Origin of the sequence: Chromobacterium sp. Panama (assembly GCF_003052555.1) — a bacterium.
Taxonomy (GTDB): domain Bacteria; phylum Pseudomonadota; class Gammaproteobacteria; order Burkholderiales; family Chromobacteriaceae; genus Chromobacterium.
The window spans coordinates 3514060-3533988 of the sequence record NZ_QARX01000001.1; the positions used below are offsets into that span (position 1 = coordinate 3514060).

The 19929-nt window shown below is 62.3% G+C and carries 22 protein-coding genes; 11 read left to right on the forward strand and 11 right to left on the reverse strand.

What is annotated here, in order from left to right:
* Positions 1-296: 296 nt before the first annotated feature.
* From DB032_RS15895 to DB032_RS15945, 11 genes are all read right to left on the reverse strand, one after another.
* A complete protein-coding gene (locus tag DB032_RS15895; RefSeq protein ID WP_107800335.1) occupies positions 297-842 on the reverse strand; it encodes a glutathione peroxidase in 546 nt (181 codons plus the stop codon).
* A 111-nt stretch (positions 843-953) separates the two neighbouring features.
* On the reverse strand, positions 954-1316 hold the full coding sequence (gene trxA / locus DB032_RS15900) for a thioredoxin (protein ID WP_107800336.1): 363 nt from the start codon (positions 1314-1316) through the stop codon (positions 954-956).
* Between the two features lie 137 nt (positions 1317-1453).
* Positions 1454-2656: a sodium/glutamate symporter gene (gene gltS / locus DB032_RS15905; RefSeq protein WP_107800337.1), complete on the reverse strand. Its 1203-nt coding sequence runs from the start codon at positions 2654-2656 to the stop codon at positions 1454-1456.
* Between the two features lie 147 nt (positions 2657-2803).
* Positions 2804-3748, reverse strand: a complete 945-nt coding sequence (locus DB032_RS15910; protein ID WP_107800338.1) for a class I SAM-dependent methyltransferase — start codon at positions 3746-3748, stop codon at positions 2804-2806.
* Between the two features lie 96 nt (positions 3749-3844).
* Positions 3845-4369, reverse strand: coding sequence for a pantetheine-phosphate adenylyltransferase (gene coaD / locus DB032_RS15915; protein ID WP_107800339.1), 525 nt, complete (start codon positions 4367-4369; stop codon positions 3845-3847).
* Between the two features lie 181 nt (positions 4370-4550).
* Positions 4551-5522: a peptide ABC transporter ATP-binding protein gene (locus DB032_RS15920; RefSeq protein ID WP_107800340.1), complete on the reverse strand. Its 972-nt coding sequence runs from the start codon at positions 5520-5522 to the stop codon at positions 4551-4553.
* Positions 5519-6493 carry an ABC transporter ATP-binding protein gene (locus DB032_RS15925; RefSeq protein ID WP_107801933.1) on the reverse strand — a complete coding sequence of 325 codons (975 nt, stop codon included), beginning with the start codon at positions 6491-6493 and terminating at the stop codon, positions 5519-5521. Before DB032_RS15925 ends, DB032_RS15920 begins: the two co-directional genes overlap by 4 nt.
* A gap of 10 nt (positions 6494-6503) precedes the next feature.
* Positions 6504-7418, reverse strand: a complete 915-nt coding sequence (locus DB032_RS15930) for an ABC transporter permease subunit (protein ID WP_107800341.1) — start codon at positions 7416-7418, stop codon at positions 6504-6506.
* Between the two features lie 18 nt (positions 7419-7436).
* A complete protein-coding gene (locus tag DB032_RS15935; protein WP_107800342.1) occupies positions 7437-8465 on the reverse strand; it encodes an ABC transporter permease subunit in 1029 nt (342 codons plus the stop codon).
* Positions 8466-8998: 533 nt separating this feature from the next.
* The gene (locus tag DB032_RS15940; protein ID WP_107800343.1) at positions 8999-10597 is read right to left on the reverse strand and encodes an ABC transporter substrate-binding protein; all 1599 of its coding nucleotides are present in this window, start codon (positions 10595-10597) and stop codon (positions 8999-9001) included.
* Between the two features lie 161 nt (positions 10598-10758).
* Complete coding sequence (locus DB032_RS15945; protein WP_107800344.1) at positions 10759-11880, reverse strand: beta-ketoacyl-ACP synthase III; 1122 nt, start codon at positions 11878-11880, stop codon at positions 10759-10761.
* Between the two features lie 451 nt (positions 11881-12331).
* On the opposite strand from DB032_RS15945, the gene iscR reads away from it, so the two are divergent.
* From iscR to DB032_RS16000, 11 genes are all read left to right on the forward strand, one after another.
* Entirely contained in the window at positions 12332-12811 is a 480-nt protein-coding gene (iscR, locus tag DB032_RS15950) for a Fe-S cluster assembly transcriptional regulator IscR (RefSeq protein WP_107800345.1), read from the forward strand.
* 33 nt (positions 12812-12844) lie between these two features.
* The gene (locus DB032_RS15955; protein WP_107800346.1) at positions 12845-14062 is read left to right on the forward strand and encodes an IscS subfamily cysteine desulfurase; all 1218 of its coding nucleotides are present in this window, start codon (positions 12845-12847) and stop codon (positions 14060-14062) included.
* A 61-nt stretch (positions 14063-14123) separates the two neighbouring features.
* Positions 14124-14507, forward strand: a complete 384-nt coding sequence (iscU, locus tag DB032_RS15960; RefSeq protein ID WP_048411946.1) for a Fe-S cluster assembly scaffold IscU — start codon at positions 14124-14126, stop codon at positions 14505-14507.
* Positions 14508-14523: 16 nt separating this feature from the next.
* Positions 14524-14847, forward strand: a complete 324-nt coding sequence (gene iscA, locus DB032_RS15965; protein WP_107800347.1) for an iron-sulfur cluster assembly protein IscA — start codon at positions 14524-14526, stop codon at positions 14845-14847.
* Between the two features lie 75 nt (positions 14848-14922).
* Entirely contained in the window at positions 14923-15456 is a 534-nt protein-coding gene (gene hscB / locus DB032_RS15970; protein ID WP_107800348.1) for a Fe-S protein assembly co-chaperone HscB, read from the forward strand.
* Positions 15457-15564: 108 nt separating this feature from the next.
* On the forward strand, positions 15565-17427 hold the full coding sequence (hscA, locus tag DB032_RS15975) for a Fe-S protein assembly chaperone HscA (protein ID WP_107800349.1): 1863 nt from the start codon (positions 15565-15567) through the stop codon (positions 17425-17427).
* Between the two features lie 9 nt (positions 17428-17436).
* On the forward strand, positions 17437-17778 hold the full coding sequence (fdx, locus tag DB032_RS15980; RefSeq protein WP_107800350.1) for an ISC system 2Fe-2S type ferredoxin: 342 nt from the start codon (positions 17437-17439) through the stop codon (positions 17776-17778).
* Between the two features lie 132 nt (positions 17779-17910).
* The gene (iscX, locus tag DB032_RS15985) at positions 17911-18105 is read left to right on the forward strand and encodes a Fe-S cluster assembly protein IscX (protein WP_107800351.1); all 195 of its coding nucleotides are present in this window, start codon (positions 17911-17913) and stop codon (positions 18103-18105) included.
* Positions 18106-18277: 172 nt separating this feature from the next.
* Positions 18278-18913, forward strand: a complete 636-nt coding sequence (locus DB032_RS15990) for a glutathione S-transferase family protein (protein ID WP_107800352.1) — start codon at positions 18278-18280, stop codon at positions 18911-18913.
* A gap of 92 nt (positions 18914-19005) precedes the next feature.
* Positions 19006-19626 carry a uridine kinase gene (gene udk, locus DB032_RS15995; RefSeq protein WP_048413454.1) on the forward strand — a complete coding sequence of 207 codons (621 nt, stop codon included), beginning with the start codon at positions 19006-19008 and terminating at the stop codon, positions 19624-19626.
* A 67-nt stretch (positions 19627-19693) separates the two neighbouring features.
* Positions 19694-19929, forward strand: a 236-nt coding sequence (locus DB032_RS16000; RefSeq protein ID WP_158274324.1) for a hypothetical protein, incomplete at its 3' end; no start/stop codon positions are given.

A 19929-nucleotide genomic window follows, 5' to 3' on the forward strand; every position in this document is an offset into this window, starting at 1 on the left:
CGACCGAGCACTTACACCTATCGGTTATTCGTTCTGTTAAAGATCGGTGCAGGTCGCTGCGTTTCGTTTCCGTCGCTGCGTTGTCTGCTGAGGAGGCGAACTATACGTCAGCCCCCTAAACCCGTCAACACCTTTTGCGAGAAAAACCTCAACAAAAGCGGCCCTCACAGGGCAAACCCTTGATGCAACAAGCAATATCCGAAAGGGGTATTTGCCAACACCCCCTCCCGACCCCGCCGAACCATGAAAAACGGGCCGGCGCTTCGCCGGCCCGTTGCGGGATGCGCGCAAATCTTCTAGTTTTTCACGCTCTCCGCCGGCTTCAGATAAGGCAGGAAGGCGTTGACGACTTCCGGATCGTCCGGCTTGGTGCGCGTGCCTATGCTGACCACCTTGCTGGCGCCGGGCAGGATCAGGTATTTGTGGAAGTTCCATACCGGAGCGTCGTCGGTGGCCTTGATCAAGGCTTTGAAGAACGGCTGCGCATCGGCGCCGCGCACATGCCCTTTTCCGGCCATCGGGAAGGTCACGCCGTAATTGGCTTCGCAGAAGGCGCCGATCTCCTTATCGCTCTCCAGTTCCTGAAAGAAATCATTGCTGGGAAAGCCGACCACCATCAGCCCCCGCTGTCCATAGGTCTGATACAGCGATTGCAGTTGCTTGAACTGCGGCGTGAAGCCGCAGTGGCTCGCGGTATTGACCACCAGCAGCGGCCGGTCCGCGTACTGGCATAGATTGATCTGACCGCCCATCAGACCCGGCACCGTGTAGTTCAATAAAGCCGGGCAAGCCGCCATCACCGCCTGACTGCAAAAAATCAGCATTGCGCCCCATCGTTTCATTCGCGTCTCCTCGCTGCGCCATACCTATATAGATGGCAGACAAAATAATAAGGCAATGCCTGAAGCATTGCCTTATCTATTGTCCTGAGCGCCGCGCGTCGGCGCCAGCTGTCATTCCTGCTGGCTGGCGATGTCGGCCCGCACCTTGTCCATGTCCAGTTCGCGCAGCCCCTGAATCAGTTGTTCGAATTGCGCCGCCATCATCGCGCCGGCCTGGTTGAACACCATGATGCCGTCCTTGATGGCGATCAGCGTCGGAATGGAGCGGATATTGAAGTGAGCGGCCAGGTCGCGTTCGTCTTCGGTATTGATCTTGCCGAACACGATGTCGGCGTGTTTTTCCGACGCGGCTTCGAAAGTGGGGCCGAACATTTTGCACGGACCGCACCACGGCGCCCAGAAGTCGAGGATGACCAGGCCTTCCTCTTTCATATGGGTGTTGAAGTTGTCGGCGTTGAGATTGATGTAAGCCATGGGGATGTCTTTCGTTGTCTGAAGCGCCCGCCAGCGGCGAGCTGTTGCAGCAAAGATAGGTACGCGGCCACGGCATTGCAAGGCTATCGCCTGGTTGAATTTATCAATCCGGACGATAGCCTCCGCTGCCGCAAGGCTTAGCCGATGAAGGGCAGCGCCAGGTAGAGCTTGATTACGATGGCGTTGACGATGTCGATGAAGAAGGCGCCCACCATGGGCACCACCAGAAAGGCCAGATGCGAAGGGCCGAAGCGCTCGGTCACCGCCTGCATATTGGCGATGGCGGTGGGGGTGGCGCCCAGGCCGAAGCCGCAATGGCCGGCGGCCAGCACCGCCGCGTCGTAATTGCGGCCCATCACCCGGAAGGTGACGAAGATCGCGTACATCGCCATCGCCGCGGTTTGCGCCAGCAGCAGCACGAAGATGGGCAGCGCCAACGCCGCCAAATCCCACAAGCGCAGCGACATCAGCGCCAGGGCCAGAAACAGCGACAGGCTGACATTGCCGAGCACCGACACTTCGCGCTCGAAGATCTGATACCAACCCAAAGCCGCCAAGCCGTTGCTGATCAGCACGCCGACGAACAATACGCAGACGAAGGTGGGCAGTTCCAGCGGCGTGCCTTTGAGCAGGCCGCCGAGAAAGGTGCCGCCCAGCAAGCAGACGGCGATCAGCGCCAGGGTCTCGATGAAGGAGTGCGGCGTGATCAGACGCTGGGCGTCCGGTTGTTCGAAGGCCAGCGGCGGATCGTCGGCATTGTGCTCGGCGCCCGGGGTTTTGACTTTCTTGACCAGGAAGCGCGCCACCGGGCCGCCGATCAGGCCGCCCAGCACCAGGCCGAAGGTGGCGCAGGCCAGCGCCAGTTCCGACGCAGAGGCCAATCCGTATTTGGAGGCGAAGGTGCCGCCCCAGGCGGCGCCGGTGCCGTGACCGCCTGACAAGGTGATGGAGCCGGCCAGCAAGCCCATCAGCGGGTCCAGGCCCAGCAGGCTGGCCAAGGCGATGCCCAAGGTGTTCTGCACCAGCAGCAGGCCGACCACCACGGCCAGGAAGACGCCGACGGTCTTGCCGCCCTGTTTCAGGCTTTTCAAATTGGCGTTGAGGCCGATGGAAGCGAAGAAGGCCAGCATCAGCGGGGTTTGCAGCGAAGCGTCGAAGCGGACTTCGCTGCCGGTGACTTGGCGGAACAGCAGCAGCAAGGCGGCGATCAGCAAGCCGCCGACCACCGGCTCGGGGATGTTGTAGGTGCGCAGCGCGCCGACATGCGCCACCAGTTTGCGCCCGAGCAGCAAAACCAGCGACGCGGCCACCAGGGTGCCGTAGAAATCGAGTTGAATCATCGAGTCTCCTTATTGTGATGAGCGAAGGCGCGCATGATTCAGACTAGCAGCTGTCGGAATGTTGTCGCGCCATGCAATACGATAGGAAACCCAGCGATAAAGTTCGGCCTCTAATTAACCGGAACCTTATATAGAAGACTCAAACCGCTAGTCGCGGCGTATCTGCCAGCACTGATGGATGGCTCGGTTGCGGAAGTCTTCCGGCACCGATTGCGCGCTGATGTCGCGGATGACGTAATCCTCGGCCAGTCTCTCGTCCAGCTTGAAACTGCGCAGATTATTGGAGAAGTACAAGGTGCCGCCCGGCGCCAGCAGCGCCATCGCGTAGTCGATCAGCCAGACGTGATCGCGCTGCACGTCCAGGATGTCGCGCATTTTCTTGGAGTTGGAGAAGGTGGGTGGGTCCATCACGATCAGGTCGAACTGCTTGCCGCCGTCCACCGCCTCTTCCAGATACTGGAACACGTCGGCCCTGACCAGCTGATGCCGGGCCAGATCCAGGCCGTTGAGCTCGAAATTGCGGCGCGACCAATCCTGATAGGTATTGGACATGTCCACGGTTTCGGAACTGATCGCCCCGCCGCAGCCGGCATAGACGGTGAAGCTGCCGGTATAGGCGAACAGATTGAGGAAACGCTTGCCGGCGGCCTCTTCCCTCACCCGCTTGCGGGTGTTGCGGTGGTCCAGGAACAGGCCGGTGTCCAGGTAGGCGTCCAGATTGACGATGAAACGCTGGCCGAACTCATCGATGATGAAGTCGTCGCCCGACTGTCCCACTTTCTCGTACTGGCTGACGCCCTTTTGACGGCGGCGGTTCTTCAGCGTCACCGCGCCGGGCGCAAGGCCGGTGACCGCGCACAGGCTGTCCACCACCGCGTTGATCCAGTCGCGATAGGCCTCGTCCTCCATCTCCCAACCGGTGTCGTACTCCTGCAGATGGACGCGCTCGCCGTACAGGTCCACCGCGAACGGGAACTGCGGCACGTCCTTGTCGTAAACGCGCCAGGCGTCCAGCCCCTGGCGGCGCGCCCATTTGGCGTGGTGCTTGAAATTCTTGGCCAGGCGATTGGCGAATGGGCTGACGTCCAGCATGAGTCCTCGATATGGGCGATGGGCAAAACACAAAACAAACGCGCCGCTGACTGCAGGCGGCGCGTGAACGGATATCCAATTCTATTACAGCCGCGGCTATTCGGACGAATACATCTCGATCAGCTTGCGGTAGACCGGCTCCGGCAGATATTGGCGAATCACGCTTTCCCAGCCGCGCGGCCCCACCAGGCCTTTGACCATCGTCGATGACACCTCGGCGTATTCGCGCGGCGGCAGCAGGAAGATGGTGGTGATGTCCGGGTGCAAATCGGAGTTGATGTAGCGCATGGTGCGCTCGTACTCATAGTCGCTGGCGGTGCGGATGCCGCGGATGATGTAGTTGGCGCCTATGCTTTGCGCGTAATTGACCAGGAACTGGTTCTCGAACACATCCACCCGCAACTTGCTGAAACCGCCGGTGACAGCGCGCAGCAAAGCCACTCGTTCCTCGACACTGAAGGTACAGTGTTTTTCCGGGTTCACTCCGACCGCTACGATCAATTCGTCAAACAGTTCCACCGCTTCGCGAATCATCCATAGGTGACCGTTGGTCACCGGGTCGAAGCTGCCCGCGTACACGGCTCGCTTCAATTCTCGTTTTCCTTTGACTGTGTGTGCCATGGCGAATGTATCGTGGTCGTTGGGGGCGGGTAAAGCAATTTTTGTGCATTGCGCAAAATGTTTCGCTTCCAGCTGGACTATCCGCAGCAGAATCTGTCCATTTTCCTCATTATCGACAAAGCGCGGCCAAAAAAAAGCGGGCCGCGCATGGCGGCCCCGCTGACGATAGGACAATACGCGCTCAGACGTTGATGTCTTCGGCGCGATGGCAGGCGATCATGCGCTGATCCAGCTCGCGCAATTCCGGCACCTCTTCCCCGCAACGCTGGTTCGCGTGCGGGCAGCGCTTGTGGAAGGCGCAGCCCGACGGCGGCTTCAAGGGGCTGGGCAGTTCGCCTTCGATCTTGATCTTGATGCGGCGCTGCTCAGGATGGATGGACGGCGTCGCCGACAACAAGGCCTGGGTATAGGGGTGCAGCGGCCGTTCGTAAACGCGGTTCTTTTCCCCCACCTCCACCGCGCGCCCCAGGTACATCACCATCAGGTCGTCGGCCACATGCTCAACCACCGACAGATTGTGGGAGATGAACACATAGGCGGTCTTGAACTCGTCCTGCAGATCCATGAACAGATTGAGCACCTGGGCCTGGATGGACACGTCCAGCGCCGAGGTGGGCTCGTCCGCCACCACGATCTTGGGGTTCAGCATCATTGCGCGCGCGATGGCGATGCGCTGACGCTGGCCGCCGGAGAACATGTGCGGATAGCGGAAGAAGTGCTCCGGCCGCAGACCGACCCGCTGCATCATGCCGCGCACCTTGTCTTCGCGCTCCTTGGCGTTCAGCGAGGTGTTGATCAGCAGCGGCTCGGCCAGCTGGCTGCCGATTTTCTGACGCGGATTCAAGGACGCGTACGGGTTTTGGAACACCATCTGCACCTTGGTGCGCATGGCTTTCAAGTCGGCCTTGCCGGCCTGGGCCGCGTCCTTGCCGTCCAGCAGCAAAGAACCGGAGGTCGGCGCTTCGATCAGCGTCAGTTGCCGGGCCAGCGTGCTCTTGCCGCAGCCGGATTCGCCCACCACCGCCAGCGTCTTGCCGGCCTGCAGTTCGAAGGAGACGCCGTTGAGCGCCCTGACCTGCGCCGAGGGCTTGAGGAAGCCCTGGGACACGTCGTAATAGCGGGTCAGATCCCGCGCTTGCAATACGGTGCTCATTTCGCCTCCTTGTCCAGCAACGGGTAGTGGCAGCGCACAGCGCCGCCTTCCACCGGGGTCAGCCCCGGACGCTGGGTCCGGCAGTTGTCCTTGACATAGGGGCAACGCGGCGACAACAGGCAGCCGCTGGGACGGTCGTACTGCCCCGGCACGATGCCGGGCAAGGTGTTCAGCCGATGCGCGCCTTTGCTGTGCTCCGGAATCGACGACAGCAGCGCCTCGGTGTACGGGTGGGTCGGGTGGTTGAACACGCCGGGCACCGCGCCCATCTCCGCCACCTGGCCGGCGTACATCACCGCCAGCCGGTGGGCCACCTCGGCCACCACCGCCAGATCGTGAGTGATCATGATCAGCGCCATGTTCTGGCTTTTCTGCAGACTGACCAGCAACTCCATGATCTGCGCCTGAATGGTCACGTCCAGCGCCGTGGTCGGCTCGTCGGCGATCAAGAGCTTGGGATTACAGGCGATGGCCATCGCGATCACCACGCGCTGGCTCATGCCGCCGGACAGCTGGTGCGGATAGGCGTTGAGCCGCGAGGCCGGCGCCGGAATCTCCACCAGTTCCATCAGTTCCAGCGCACGCCGCTTCAGCGCGGCTCCGCGCAGGCCCTGATGCAGCTTCAGCACTTCCATGATCTGGTAACCGACGGTGTAGCTGGGGTTCAGCGAGGTCATCGGGTCCTGGAAGATCATCGCGATGTCCTTGCCGACGATCTTGCGGCGCTCGCGCGAGGAAATGGTCAGCAGGTTCTTGCCGTCGAAGCTCAGTTCGTCCGCCACGATGCGACCCTGGCCTTCCAACAGCCCCATCATCGCCATCATGGTCACCGACTTGCCGGAGCCGGATTCGCCGACGATGCCGACGATCTCGCCCTGATTGACCTCTAGGTCCAGCCCTTCCACCGCGCGGAAGGGATTTTTTTCCGAACCAAACTCCACCGAGAGGTTCTTGATTTGCAACAAACTCATGTCCATCCCCTCAAGCGGCGCGCTTCAGTTTCGGGTCCAGCGCGTCGCGCAGGCCGTCGCCCATCAAGTTGATGGCGAGCACCGACAGCAAAATGGTCAGGCCGGGCAGCGTCACCACCCACCAGGCGCTTTCAATGTAATCGCGGGCCGAGGCCAGCATGGTGCCCCACTCCGGGGTGGGCGGCTGCACGCCCAGGCCGAGGAAGCCCAGCGCGGCGATCTCCAGAATGGCCGAGGAAAAGCTCATGGTCGCGTGCACGATCAAGGGCGCCATGCAGTTGGGCAGCACGGTGACGAACATCAGCCGCGGCAGGCCCGCGCCGGCCACGCGCGAGGCGGTGACGTAGTCGCGGTTCAGCTCGGTCATCGCCGACGCGCGGGTCAGGCGCACATAGGCGGGCAAGGACACGGTGGCGATGGCGATCATCGCGTTCATCAGCCCCGGTCCGAGAATGGCCATGATGGCCACCGCCAGCAACAGCGAGGGCAAGGCCATCATGATGTCCATCAGCCGCATGATCGCGCCGCCGAGGGCCTTGGGAAAGAAGGCGGCCAACAGGCCGAGCACCACGCCCGGCAGCAAGGCCATCAGCACCGAGCACAGGCCGATGAACAGCGACAGCCGCGCGCCGTGAATCAGCCGCGACAGGATGTCGCGCCCCAATTCGTCGGTGCCGAACAGGAACTGCGCCGAACCGCCGTCCACCCAGGCCGGCGGGGTCAGCAAATGATCGCGGTACTGCTCGATGGGGCTGTAGGGCGCCACCAGCGGCGCCAACAGCGCACAGGAGGTGACGATCAGCATGAAGATCAGGCCGGCCACCGCGCCCTTGTTGTGGGAAAAGCCCTGCCAGAACTCCTTCAGCGGCGAGGGATAGGCCAGCGCCAGGTCCGGCCCGGCGTTGACTTGCGTAGTCTGAGTCATAAGTCCACCTACTGGCTGTTACTTGGCGTGACGGATGCGCGGATTGGCGATGCCGTACAGGATGTCGACGATGAAGTTGGTGACGATCACCAGCGTCGCCACCATCAGGATGCCGTTCTGCACCACCGGATAATCGCGGCGGCTGATGGCGTCGATCAGCCATTTGCCTATGCCCGGCCAGGAGAAGATGGTTTCGGTCAGCACCGCGCCGCCCATCAGCGTGCCCACCTGCAGGCCGATCACGGTCAACACCGGGATCAGCGCGTTGCGCAGGGTGTGGATGAAGATCACTCGCGCCGGCGACAGGCCCTTGGCGCGCGCGGTGCGCACATAGTCTTCGCGCAGCACTTCCAGCATCGACGAGCGCGTCATCCGCGCGATCACCGCCAGCGGAATGGTGCCCAGCACGATGGCGGGCAGAATCAGGTGCATCAAAGCGTTCTTGAAGGCGCCGGCGTTCACTTCCGGATCCGCGACCTCCGCCATCCAGGAGTCGATCAGCATGAAGCCGGTATGCGGCGCGATGTCGAAGGTCAGGTCGACGCGGCCGGACACCGGGGTCCAGCCCAGCTTGACCGAGAAGAACATGATCAGGATCAGGCCCCACCAGAAGATGGGCATGGAGAAGCCGGTCAGCGAGATGCCCATCACGCCGTGGTCGAACAGCGAGCCGCGCTTGATGGCGGCGATGACGCCGGCCAGCAGACCCAGCACGGTGGCGAAGATCAAGGCGGAGATCGCCAATTCCAGCGTGGCGGGGAACAGGGTTTTGAATTCGGTCCACACCCCGGTCTTGGTCACCAGGGACTCGCCCAGGTCGCCATGCAGCAGATTGACCACGTAGTCGAAATACTGAGCGTACAGCGGCTTGTCCAGACCCAGGCGATGCAAGGCTTCGGCGTGCATTTGCGGATCGAGCGCGCGCTCGCCCACCATCACCTCCACCGGATCGCCCGGAATCATGCGGATCAGGCCGAAGGTCAGCAGCGTGATGCCGAAGAAGGTTGGCACCAATAAACCCAACCTTCGCAGAATAAAGGAAAACATGAGGACTTCTCCCTTGCGCCGGCCCCGCTGGGCGACTGGGCGCAATACTCAAATGAGACCCAGAGCGACGACGCCTTGCATGGCAAACGGCGAACGACGGCTCTATTGCGTTTTGGGGAGACGTTACCGGAATCGGACGGAGAAGAAGCAAGGAAAACAGCAAGAAGAGCGCCGAAGCGATGGCATGCAACTGAACCACCCACCCACATCAGCTGCGCCACCGCCACGGCAAGTGCAAGATAGCACCCCTCGCCGCAGACGAGCTTGACCCAGGTCAAGCCGGACGCACAGCCTCTCCACGCTGTGACTGACTACCCTCTGAAAACCACCCAGTAGACGTTCCGCCGCCATCGGGCCCGCCGCCTCTGCGTGCGACTGGAAACCCAAGGCTTGTAGTGGCCAATAGCGCTCCGCTTCAGCGTCGGTCCCGGCCGCAACGCGGACAGGCCGGCATCAGCAGCGCCATTCGCCGAACTTAGCCAAAACATCGGGGGCCAGGCCCCCGATGTCGCCGTGTTTTTATTATTTCAGGCTTACTTGACGCTGACGCCGTAGAAGGAGTTCAGGCCGAAGGGGCTGACCTTGAAGCCCTGCACCGATTTCAGCATCGGCTGATTGACGGTGGAGTGGGCGATGGTGGTCATCGGCACTTGCTGTTTGACGATTTCCTGAGCCTTCATGTACAGCTTGGTGCGCTCGGCTACGTTGGCGGTGCGCTTGCCCTTCTGGATCAGGTCTTCAAACGGCTTGTAGCACCACTTGGAGAAGTTGTTGCCGTTCATCGCGTCGCAGCCGAACAGCACGCCCAGCCAGTTGTCCGGATCGCCGTTGTCGCCGGTCCAGCCGATCAACATCGTGTCATGCTCGCCGGCCTTGGCGCGCTTGATGTACTCGCCCCATTCGTAGGAAGTGATCTTGGCCTTGACGCCGATCTTGGCCCAGTCCGACTGCACCATTTCCGCCATCAGTTTGGCGTTGGGGTTGTACGGACGCTGTACCGGCATCGCCCACAAGCTCAATTCAAAGCCGTTGGGGTAGCCGGCCTTGGCCAGCAGCGCCTTGGCCTTGGCCACATCGTAAGGCGCGTCTTTCAGGCTCTTGTTGTAGGACCACTGGGTCGGCGGCATCGGATTGGTGGCCGGCTGGCCGGCGCCCTGGTACACCGCGTCGATGATGGCTTTCTTATTGATCGCCATGTCCAGCGCCTGACGCACTTCCAGCTTTTCCAGCGGCTTGTGCTTGACGTTGTAAGCCAGGTAGCCCAGGTTGAAGCCCGGCTGCGCGGTCACCGACAGCTTGGAATCGGCCTTCATCGCGGCCAGATCGGTCGGACGCGGGTTGACGGTGATCTGGCACTCGCCGGCTTTCAGCTTCTGGTAGCGCACGGAAGCGTCGGTGGTGATGGCGAACACCAGATTGTCCACTTTCGGGCCGTCGGCCTTGTTCCAGTATTCCTTGTTGGCGGCGAAGCGGATCTGCGCATCTTTCTGGTAACGCTTGAAGATGAACGGGCCGGTGCCCACCGGCTGCTGATTGATCAGCTGCGGCTTGCCGGCCTTGAGCAGCTTGTCCGCGTACTCGGCGGACTGCACCGAGGCGAAGCTCATCGCCAGGTTCTGCAGGAAGGCCGCGTCCAGGCTCTTCAGAGTGAACTTGACGGTGTTGGCGTCAATTTTCTCGACCTTGACGATATTGGTGTCCAAACCCATATCGGTGAAATACGGGAATTCGGTCGGATAGGCTTTGCGGAACGGATGGTTCTTGTCGACCATGCGGCTGAAGGTGAACACCACATCGTCGGCGTTGAATTCGCGGGTCGGCTTGAAGTAGTCGGTGGTCTGGAACTTCACGCCCTTGCGCAGATGGAAGGTGTAGCTCAGGCCGTCGGCGGCCACATCCCATTTCTCTGCCAGCGCCGGCACCACCTTGGTGCCGCCGCGTTGGAACTGCACCAGGCGGTTGAACACGGTTTCGGCGGAAGCGTCGAAATCGGTGCCGGTAGTGTATTGACCAGGGTCGAAACCCGCCGGGCTGCCTTCGGAGCAGTACACCAGGGTGCCGGCGGCCTGGGCGGCCATCGCGGTCCCGGCGATCAGGCCGGCTGCCAACAGCGCTTTCTTGACAGTTTGCATCTTTATTTCCTTTCCCTTGTACAGACTCATCGGTCTTTCTTGTCAGCGGGATCCAAGCCCGCCATGGGGGGATACATTATGCAGAGAGGACGCTTTTGACAAGCGTCCTCTGCTTTTTTCTGCCAAGGGCCCTTCGCGCTAGGACTATTTTTTCCGGCTTATCAGATTTTCCTCAGCACAACGCTGCCCACCGAATAGCCCGCGCCAAAAGATGAAATGACGCCGACATCCCCGCTCCGCAGGTCATCCGAATGCAGATGGAATGCAATCACGGAGCCGGCGGAACTGGTGTTGGCGTAACGGTCCAGAATCACCGGCGCCTCTTGATCGCCGGCCTCGCGGCCCAGCACGCGCCGGGAGATCAGCTGGTTCATCGCCAGATTGGCCTGGTGCAGCCAGAAGCGCTCCACCTCGGCCGGCGCGATGCCCAGGCCTTCCAGATGCGCGGCGATGTGATCGCCCACCATCGGGCAGACTTCCTTGAACACCTTGCGGCCTTGCTGCACGAAAAGCTTGTCCGGCTGGCCTATCCCCGCCTCGTCGCAACGATTGAGGAAGCCGAAGTTGTTGCGGATATTATTGGAGAACACCGTGGCCAGCTTGCTGCCCAGCACCTCGTAACGCTGCGCCGAGCTCGCCGCCTCGGCGCGCTCCAGCACCACCGCGGTGCAAGCGTCGCCAAAGATGAAGTGGCTGTCGCGGTCGCGGAAGTTCAAATGGGCGGAACAGATTTCCGGATTCACCATCAGCACCGCGCGCGCCTGGCCGCAAGCGACGGCGTTGACCGCGGTCTGAATGCCGAAGGTGGCGGACGAGCAGGCCACGTTCATATCGAAGGCGTAGCCCTGGATGCCGAGCGCCTGCTGCACTTCGATGGACACCGCCGGGTACGGACGCTGCATATTGGAGCAGGCGACGATGACCATGTCGATGTCCGCGGCGCGGCGGCCGGCGCGTTCCAGCGCCTGGCGCGCCGCGGCCACCGCCATCTCCGCCTGCACCGACAACTCGTCGTTGCCGCGCTCCGGCAAACGCGGCGCCATTCTGGCCGGATCCAGCACCCCGCTCTTGTCCATCAGGAAACGTTGCTTGATGCCGGAGGCCTTCTCGATGAATTCGGAGCTGGACTCGGCCAGCCCGTCCATTTCTCCGGCGGCGATCCGGTCCGCGTGCTGCTGATTGTGAGCGTGTACAAAGGCATTGAAAGCCACGACCAGTTCCTGGTTGCTGACCGCGTGCGGCGGCGTGAACAAGCCGGTTCCGCTAATGACGACCTTGTGCATGAATTGTCCTTTTAGCCCCCCGTGACCCGGGTAAGTGTAGATTTTTGTTGCGGCGACGACAGTCCTCGCTGCGCCGCCCGAGCGGAAATGCCCGCCCCGTTTCGGCCCGTCCGCGGACGATCCTTATCCGTCGCCGGATTCTACACCAAGCCCTTCATCTGAAAGTAATAAAACCGCAAACGCCGCCGCGGCGCGGCTCGCGGCCCTTCCCGCCTCTGCGCGGCCGGCTCGCGCCGCCCTGCCGACGCCCGATTCCGGCCAGCGGCCTGCCGCGGATCCCGTAGGCAAAACTACCCCTCGAACTAAAAACCGAGTAAAATGATCGGCTTTGCGCAGCCGCATCCTCTTGCCTCCGCCGATAATAGTTGACTAAAACAGTCGGATATTAGGTATAATCGTCTGCATCAGGAATTCATCCTCCTCCAAATACCCACTCTTGGAGACCAGAGACATGCGTTTAACCACTAAAGGGCGTTTTGCCGTCACCGCGATGCTGGATCTGGCATTGCGCGAGAGCGGCGGCCCGGTCACGCTGGCCGGCATCAGCGAGCGTCAAGGCATCTCGCTCTCCTACCTGGAACAACTCTTCGGCAAGCTGCGGCGCGCCGAACTGGTGGACAGCGTGCGCGGCCCCGGCGGCGGCTACACCCTGGCCAAGACCCCGATCGACATCTCCGTGGCCGACATCATCACCGCCGTGGACGAACCGGTGGACGCCACCCAGTGCGGCGGCCGCGAGAACTGTCGCGGCAATCAGCGCTGCATGACCCACGATTTGTGGACCAATCTGAACGTCACCATTTTCGACTACCTGTCCAAGGTCAGCCTCGCCAGCCTGGTTGAGCAGCAAAAGACCAAGGAAAACACTGTATTGCAGGATAAGCGCGAATGCAGCGTGGTTCACGCTTCTGCCGCCTCCGGCGCCCTGTGAGGCGCGGACCCATCTTCTGTGGAGAGAATATAAATGAGCCAGCTCAAGCATCCGATCTACCTCGACTACTCGGCCACCACGCCGGTAGACCCGCGCGTTGCCGACAAGATGATTCCCTATCTTTACGAAAAGTTCGGCAACCCGGCCTCCCGCAGCCACAGCTTCGGCTGGGACGCGGAGGAAGCGGTGGAGAACGCGCGCGCTGAAGTGGCCAAGCTGATCAACGCCGACTCCAAGGAAATCGTCTGGACCTCCGGCGCCACCGAGTCCGACAACCTGGCGATCAAGGGCGCCGCCCACTTCTACAAGAGCAAGGGCAAGCACCTGATCACCGTCAAGACCGAACACAAGGCGGTGCTGGACACCATGCGCGAGCTGGAGCGCCAGGGCTTTGAAGTGACCTATCTGGGCGTGCAGGACAACGGCCTGCTGGACATTGAAGAATTCAAGGCCGCCATCCGCCCGGACACCATCGTCGCCTCGGTGATGTTCGTCAACAATGAAATCGGCGTGGTACAGGACATCGAACAGCTGGGCGAAATCTGCCGCGCCAAGGGCGTGATCTTCCACGTCGACGCCACCCAGGCGCCGGGCAAGGTGATCATCGACATGGAAAAGCAGAAAGTGGACCTGCTCAGCCTGTCCGCCCACAAAGTGTACGGCCCCAAAGGCATCGGCGCCCTGTACGTGCGCCGCAAGCCGCGCGTGCGCCTGGAAGCGCAGATGCACGGCGGCGGCCATGAGCGCGGCTTCCGCTCCGGCACCCTGGCCACCCACCAGATCGTGGGCATGGGCGAAGCCTTCCGCATCGCCCGCGAAGAGATGGACAGCGAGCGCGAACGCATCCGCATGCTGCGCGACCGCCTGTGGAACGGCATCAAGAACATGGAAGAGGTCTACATCAACGGCGACATCGACCAACGCGTGCCGCACAACCTCAATGTCAGCTTCAACTTCGTCGAAGGCGAAAGCCTGATCATGGCGATCAAGGAGCTGGCCGTATCCAGCGGTTCGGCTTGTACCTCGGCTTCGCTGGAGCCGTCCTACGTGCTGCGCGCGCTGGGCCGCAACGACGAAATGGCCCACAGCTCGATCCGCTTCACGCTGGGCCGCTTCACCACCGAGGAGGAAATCGACTTCGCGGTGAATCTGCTAAACCAAAAGATCGGCAAGCTGCGCGAACTGTCCCCCTTGTGGGAAATGTTCAAAGACGGCGTGGATCTGAATTCGGTTCAATGGGCCGCCCACTAAGGGCGACAGCAATATCCAGCGCCGAGCCGGCCAGGCCTGAGCGGCGCTGAAGGAGACAATCATGGCATACAGCGACAAGGTAATGGATCACTACGAAAACCCGCGCAACGTGGGCTCTTTCGAAAAAGGCGACGACAGCGTGGGCACCGGCATGGTGGGCGCGCCGGCCTGTGGCGACGTGATGAAGCTGCAAATCAAGGTGGGCGAGGACGGCGTGATTCAGGACGCCAAGTTCAAGACTTACGGCTGCGGCTCCGCCATCGCCTCCTCCTCGCTGGTGACCGAATGGGTCAAGGGCAAATCGCTGGACGAGGCGCTGGATATCAAGAACACCGCCATCGCCGAAGAACTGGCCTTGCCGCCGGTGAAGATTCACTGCTCCATCCTGGCCGAAGACGCGATCAAGGCCGCGGTCAACGACTACAAGCAAAAGCACGGCAAATAATCAGCGGGGACACATCATGGCTATCACCCTTTCCGAACGCGCCGCCGCTCACGTCAGCGCCTTCATCGCCAAACGCGGCAAGGGCTTGGGCATCCGTCTGGGCGTCAAGACCTCCGGCTGCTCCGGCATGGCCTACAAGCTGGAGTTCGTCGACGCGGCCAGCGACGAAGACGTGACCTTTGAAAGCCATGGCGTCACCGTGTTCACCGATGCCAAGAGCCTGGCCTATCTCGACGGCACCGAGCTGGATTACGCCAAGGAAGGCTTGAACGAGGGGTTTCAGTTCAACAACCCCAACGTCAAAAACGAGTGCGGCTGCGGCGAAAGCTTCAACGTCTGACCCCGGCAGGCGGGCGCGCTTCGGCGCCGCCCGCCCGTCGTCCAACTGTACGCTAGGTTTTCCGGCCCCGTCCCTATGAGCACCGATTTCAGCCAAGACTTCTTCTCCCTGTTCAATCTGCCGCGCCGTTTCGCCATCGACGGCCAAGCGCTGGAGCACGCCTGGCGCACCGCCGCGGCCCAGGTCCATCCCGACCGCTACGCCAGCAGCTCCGACGCCGAAAAACGCAGCGCGCTGATGCAGGCCACCCGGGTCAACGAAGCCTACCAAACGCTGAAGTCGCCGCTGAACCGCGCCCGCTACCTGCTGACGCTCGCCGGCGTGGACACCCAGGAAGACACCAATACTCAGATGCCGGCCGCCTTCCTGATGGCGCAGATGGAATGGCGCGAAAACATCGAAGACGCCCGCGCCGGCGGCGCACTCGAACGCCTGGAAACCTTGTCGCGCCAGTTGCGGGACGAGAGCCGCTCGCATCAGGCTGAGCTGGAGCTGGCGCTGGACCAGCGCGCCGACTTGGACGCCGCCGCGCTTCTAGTGAGAAAATTGCGGTTTTTGGAAAAACTGGACCAGGAAATCGGCGATGCCATCGAGGCGCTGCTTGACTGAGCCCTCGGCCGCCGGCCCTTCCCCGTCGTGGGGATCGCGCTCCGGCCCGTCCTCTCCATCCGCCTCCGCAGCAGCAGGCGGCTTACCTCGAACTGATTTGAACTGAATATGGCCTTACTGCAAATCGCCGAACCCGGCCTCTCCGCCGCCCCTCACCAACACCGCTTGGCGATCGGCATCGATCTGGGCACCACCAATTCCCTGGTGGCCTCGGTGCGCAGCGGATCCGCCGCCGTGCTCAAGGACGAGCACGGCCGCAGCCTGCTGCCCTCGGTGGTGCGCTACGCCGAAGAAGGCGGCGTCAGCGTGGGCTACGACGCCCAGAAAGAGCAGAACAAGGACCCGCACAACACCATCGTCTCGGTGAAGCGCTTCATGGGCCGCGGCCTGGCCGATCTGCCGGACGTCCGCAACCTGCCCTATCGCTTCGTCGACGCGCCCGGCATGCTGCAACTGGTGACCCGCGGCGGCATCAAAAGCCCGGTGGAAATCTCCGCCGACATTCTGCGCACCCTGAAACAGCGCGCCGAAGCCAGCCTGGGCGGCGATCTGACCGGCGCGGTCATCACCGTGCCGGCCTATTTCGACGACGCCCAGCGTCAGGCCACCAAGGACGCCGCGCGTCTGGCCGGCCTGAACGTGCTGCGCCTGCTGAACGAACCCACCGCCGCCGCCATCGCCTACGGGCTGGACAACGGCAGCGAAGGCATATACGTCGTCTACGATCTGGGCGGCGGCACCTTCGACGTATCCATTCTCAAGCTCAGCCGCGGCGTGTTCGAAGTGCTGGCCACCAGCGGCGACTCCGCGCTGGGCGGCGACGACTTCGACCATCGCGTCTACTGCTGGATGCTGGAACAAGCCGGCCTGTCCGGGCTAGGCGCCCAGGATACCCGCTTGCTGCTGACCCGCGCCCGCGAGGCCAAGGAAGCGTTGACCGAGCACGCGGAGACTCAGATCACCGCGCTGCTGTCCGACGGCCAGGCCTTGAACCTGACGCTGGACCAGGACACCTTCCGCGGCATCACCAAGAACCTAGTGGACAAGACCCTGCTGCCGGTGCGCAAGGCGCTGCGCGACGCCGGCGTCGCCGCGGACGAGGTCCATGGCGTGGTGATGGTGGGCGGCGCCACCCGCATGCCCCAGGTGCAAAAAGCCGTCGGCGATTTCTTCCGCCAGGAGCCGCTGACCAATCTGGACCCGGACAAGGTCGTCGCCTTGGGCGCGGCGATCCAGGCCAATGTGCTGGCCGGCAACAAGGGCGACGACGAGTGGCTGCTGCTGGACGTGATCCCGCTGTCGCTGGGCATCGAGACCATGGGCGGCCTGACCGAGAAGATCATTCCGCGCAACAGCACCATCCCTGTGGCCCGCGCTCAGGACTTCACCACCTTCAAGGACGGCCAGACCGCGATGTCCATCCACGTGCTGCAAGGCGAGCGCGAGCTGGTGGCCGATTGCCGTTCGCTGGCCAAGTTCACCTTGAGCGGCATCCCGCCGATGGTGGCCGGCGCGGCGCGCATCCGCATCACCTTCCAGGTGGACGCCGACGGCCTGCTGGAAGTGTCCGCCCGCGAACAGACCAGCGGCGTGGAAGCGCGCATCGAGGTCAAGCCCTCCTACGGTCTGAGCGACGAGGAAATCAGCCGCATGCTGACCGAGTCCATGACCCATGTGCATGAAGACATCGAGGCGCGCAAGCTGCGCGAAGCCGTCGTCGACGCCACCAGCCTCAGCGAGGCCTGTCGCGTTGCGCTCGCCAGCGACGGCGATCTGCTGGACGCCGACGAACGCGCCGCGGTGGAAGAGGCGCTGGCGGCCGTGAACGCCGCCATCGCCGCCGCTCAAATCGCGCGCGAGGTCAACGAGGCCTCCGGCCGCCTCAACCGCGCCACCGAAGAATTCGCCTCGCGCCGCATGGATCGCAATATCCGACGCGCGCTCAAAGGCCACAACATTTCCGATTTGTAAGGATCCGCCATGCCGCGAATCATCGTATTGCCCCACGCCGACCTCTGCCCGGAAGGCCTGGTCATCGACAACGCCGAACCCGGCCAGAACATCTGCCAGGTCCTGCTGGATCACGATATCGAGATCGAGCACGCCTGCGAGATGTCCTGTGCCTGCACAACCTGCCATTGCATCGTCCGCGAAGGCGGCGACTCCCTGAACGAAGCCGACGAGCTGGAAGAAGACCTGCTGGACAAGGCCTGGGGACTGGAAGCCCAGTCCCGGCTGTCCTGCCAGGCCATTGTCGCCGATGAGGATTTGGTGATAGACATTCCCCGGTACACCATCAACCACGCCCGCGAACACCACTAGGAACACGCCCTAAAATCCCTGTAGCCGCGTTGCGCCGCCTTGCCGTACTTCATGTACTGTCCGCGGCGGCGCGCCTTGCTACAGCCGCTGCGCTGGATTTTATGAGCGGTTCCCCGCTCAGGAGACAAGAAGATGAAATGGACCGACGTGCTGGACATCGCCATCGAACTGGCGGAAACCCATCCGGAAGTCGACCCCAAGACCGTGCGCTTCGTCGATCTGCACAACTGGGTCGTCGAGCTGCCGGATTTTGACGACGACCACAGCCGCGGCGGCGAACGCGTGCTGGAGGCGATCCAGCAAGCCTGGATCGACGAGGTGGAATAAGCCTCCCCGCCCCCCGTTTTAGCAAGGCCGCGTCGCAGGATGCGGCCTTTTTGCCGTCTTGGGCCCAAAACCCGCCGTCTCCGCATAGGAAAAGACGGGCCGATGGCGGTATCATCGGACAAAGGCTGCGACAGCCCGCCGGCAGCCTCCTCTTTCGAAACGGAGCTCCCTGATGTTCACCCTCATCATCGGCAATAAAAACTACTCCTCCTGGTCCCTGCGCCCCTGGCTGGTGCTGAAAATGCTGGACGAGCCGTTTGAAGAGCAGCAGATCGATCTCTACCTGTCCGACACCAAGGCCCGCATCCTGGCAGCCAACCCGGCCGGCAAGGTGCCGGTGCTGATAGACCGCAAGCTGCGGATCTGGGATTCGCTGGCCATCTGCGAATACCTGGCCGAATGCTTTCCCGCCGCCAAGCTGTGGCCGGACGATGCGGGACTGCGCGCGGTCGCCCGCTCCATCGTCGCCGAGATCCACTCCGGCTTCTCCGCGCTGCGCGAACACCTGGCGATGAATCTGACGCTGCGCCACATCAATTATCAGAGCACGCCGGCGGTGGAGTTCGACATCGCCCGCATCATCTCGCTGTGGGAAGAGCATCTGCCGCGCCACCAGGCCAACGGCGAATTCATCTTCGGCGGCTTCAGCATCGCCGACGCCTTCTTCGCTCCCATCGCCACCCGCTTCCACACTTATAACGTCAAATTGCCGGAGCAATCGCAGGCTTACGTCGATCGTCTGCTGGCTTTGCCGGCGATGCGGGAGTGGTATGAGGCCGCCCAGGCGGAAGGTCAGCGCGCTTCATAGCGGATAATGTCGCAATTAGAGTGGAAGGACGCGCCATAACTCATTAGAATGGCGCGTTTTTTTATCATTTTTACGCGTAGAAGGATAGTTTCATGACCACCCCGTTCATCATCGGCGTTGCAGGCGGCAGCGGCAGCGGTAAAACCACGGTGACCAATCAAGTGCTGGAAACCATTGGCTCCGAGATGGCGGCAGTGATCATTCAAGACTATTACTACCGCGATCAGAGCCATCTGACCTTCGAACAGCGGCTGGCCACCAACTACGACCACCCGCAAGCCTTCGACTGGCCGCTGCTGATCGAGCACATCGACGACCTGCGCAACGGCCGCGCCATCGAAATGCCGGTCTACGACTTCGCCAACCACACCCGCGCCGAGGAAACCATCACCGTGCAGCCGGCGCCGGTCATCGTCATCGAAGGCCTGTTCCCGCTGTACGACGCCGCGCTGCGCGACATGATGTCCTTGAAGATCTTCGTCGACACCGATTCCGACGTGCGCTTCATCCGTCGTCTCAAGCGCGACATCACCGAACGCGGCCGCACCACCGACAGCGTGATCGAACAATACCTGACCACGGTGCGCCCGATGCACAACCAGTTCATCGAGCCCACCAAGCGCTTCGCCGACGTGATCCTGCCGCACGGCGCCAATGATCCGGCGGTGGACATCATCACCACCAAGGTGGCGAGCCTGATGGTGCACAACTGATTTACCCGGCGGCGTCCGCGCCGCCGTCTTCCGCCCGCTTAGCGGGCCCCAAGCACAGGAGCACTCCATGCACACGATCAAACCGCGCAATCCGCACGCTTGCGCGCCCATCATGAAAAAAGGCGGCGCCCACGGACAAAGCCGCTCCGGACAGCGCCAGGCCGGACGCCAGGCCATGCTGGCCGAACTGGATCTGGATTGGGATCTGGATTGGAACGAAGCGGACGCCTATCCGCCGCAGCCGCAAGCCGCTGCCGACGACGAGCCGGCGGTTTTTGGCGACGTGAATAACAAAGAGCCGCG

Bases quoted from the DNA above. Each gene is read 5' to 3' on its own strand.
- fdx (WP_107800350.1), top strand. From the start codon at position 17,437: ATGCCGCGAATCATCGTATTGCCCCACGCCGACCTCTGCCCGGAAGGC.
- coaD (WP_107800339.1), bottom strand. From the start codon at position 4,369: ATGGCACACACAGTCAAAGGAAAACGAGAATTGAAGCGAGCCGTGTAC.
- DB032_RS15920 (WP_107800340.1), bottom strand. From the start codon at position 5,522: ATGAGCACCGTATTGCAAGCGCGGGATCTGACCCGCTATTACGACGTG.
- iscA (WP_107800347.1), top strand. From the start codon at position 14,524: ATGGCTATCACCCTTTCCGAACGCGCCGCCGCTCACGTCAGCGCCTTC.
- DB032_RS15940 (WP_107800343.1), bottom strand. From the start codon at position 10,597: ATGCAAACTGTCAAGAAAGCGCTGTTGGCAGCCGGCCTGATCGCCGGG.
- hscB (WP_107800348.1), top strand. From the start codon at position 14,923: ATGAGCACCGATTTCAGCCAAGACTTCTTCTCCCTGTTCAATCTGCCG.
- gltS (WP_107800337.1), bottom strand. From the start codon at position 2,656: ATGATTCAACTCGATTTCTACGGCACCCTGGTGGCCGCGTCGCTGGTT.
- DB032_RS15910 (WP_107800338.1), bottom strand. From the start codon at position 3,748: ATGCTGGACGTCAGCCCATTCGCCAATCGCCTGGCCAAGAATTTCAAG.
- trxA (WP_107800336.1), bottom strand. From the start codon at position 1,316: ATGGCTTACATCAATCTCAACGCCGACAACTTCAACACCCATATGAAA.
- DB032_RS15895 (WP_107800335.1), bottom strand. From the start codon at position 842: ATGAAACGATGGGGCGCAATGCTGATTTTTTGCAGTCAGGCGGTGATG.
- iscR (WP_107800345.1), top strand. From the start codon at position 12,332: ATGCGTTTAACCACTAAAGGGCGTTTTGCCGTCACCGCGATGCTGGAT.
- iscX (WP_107800351.1), top strand. From the start codon at position 17,911: ATGAAATGGACCGACGTGCTGGACATCGCCATCGAACTGGCGGAAACC.
- iscU (WP_048411946.1), top strand. From the start codon at position 14,124: ATGGCATACAGCGACAAGGTAATGGATCACTACGAAAACCCGCGCAAC.
- DB032_RS15955 (WP_107800346.1), top strand. From the start codon at position 12,845: ATGAGCCAGCTCAAGCATCCGATCTACCTCGACTACTCGGCCACCACG.
- DB032_RS15925 (WP_107801933.1), bottom strand. From the start codon at position 6,493: ATGAGTTTGTTGCAAATCAAGAACCTCTCGGTGGAGTTTGGTTCGGAA.
- udk (WP_048413454.1), top strand. From the start codon at position 19,006: ATGACCACCCCGTTCATCATCGGCGTTGCAGGCGGCAGCGGCAGCGGT.
- hscA (WP_107800349.1), top strand. From the start codon at position 15,565: ATGGCCTTACTGCAAATCGCCGAACCCGGCCTCTCCGCCGCCCCTCAC.
- DB032_RS15935 (WP_107800342.1), bottom strand. From the start codon at position 8,465: ATGTTTTCCTTTATTCTGCGAAGGTTGGGTTTATTGGTGCCAACCTTC.
- DB032_RS15945 (WP_107800344.1), bottom strand. From the start codon at position 11,880: ATGCACAAGGTCGTCATTAGCGGAACCGGCTTGTTCACGCCGCCGCAC.
- DB032_RS15930 (WP_107800341.1), bottom strand. From the start codon at position 7,418: ATGACTCAGACTACGCAAGTCAACGCCGGGCCGGACCTGGCGCTGGCC.
- DB032_RS15990 (WP_107800352.1), top strand. From the start codon at position 18,278: ATGTTCACCCTCATCATCGGCAATAAAAACTACTCCTCCTGGTCCCTG.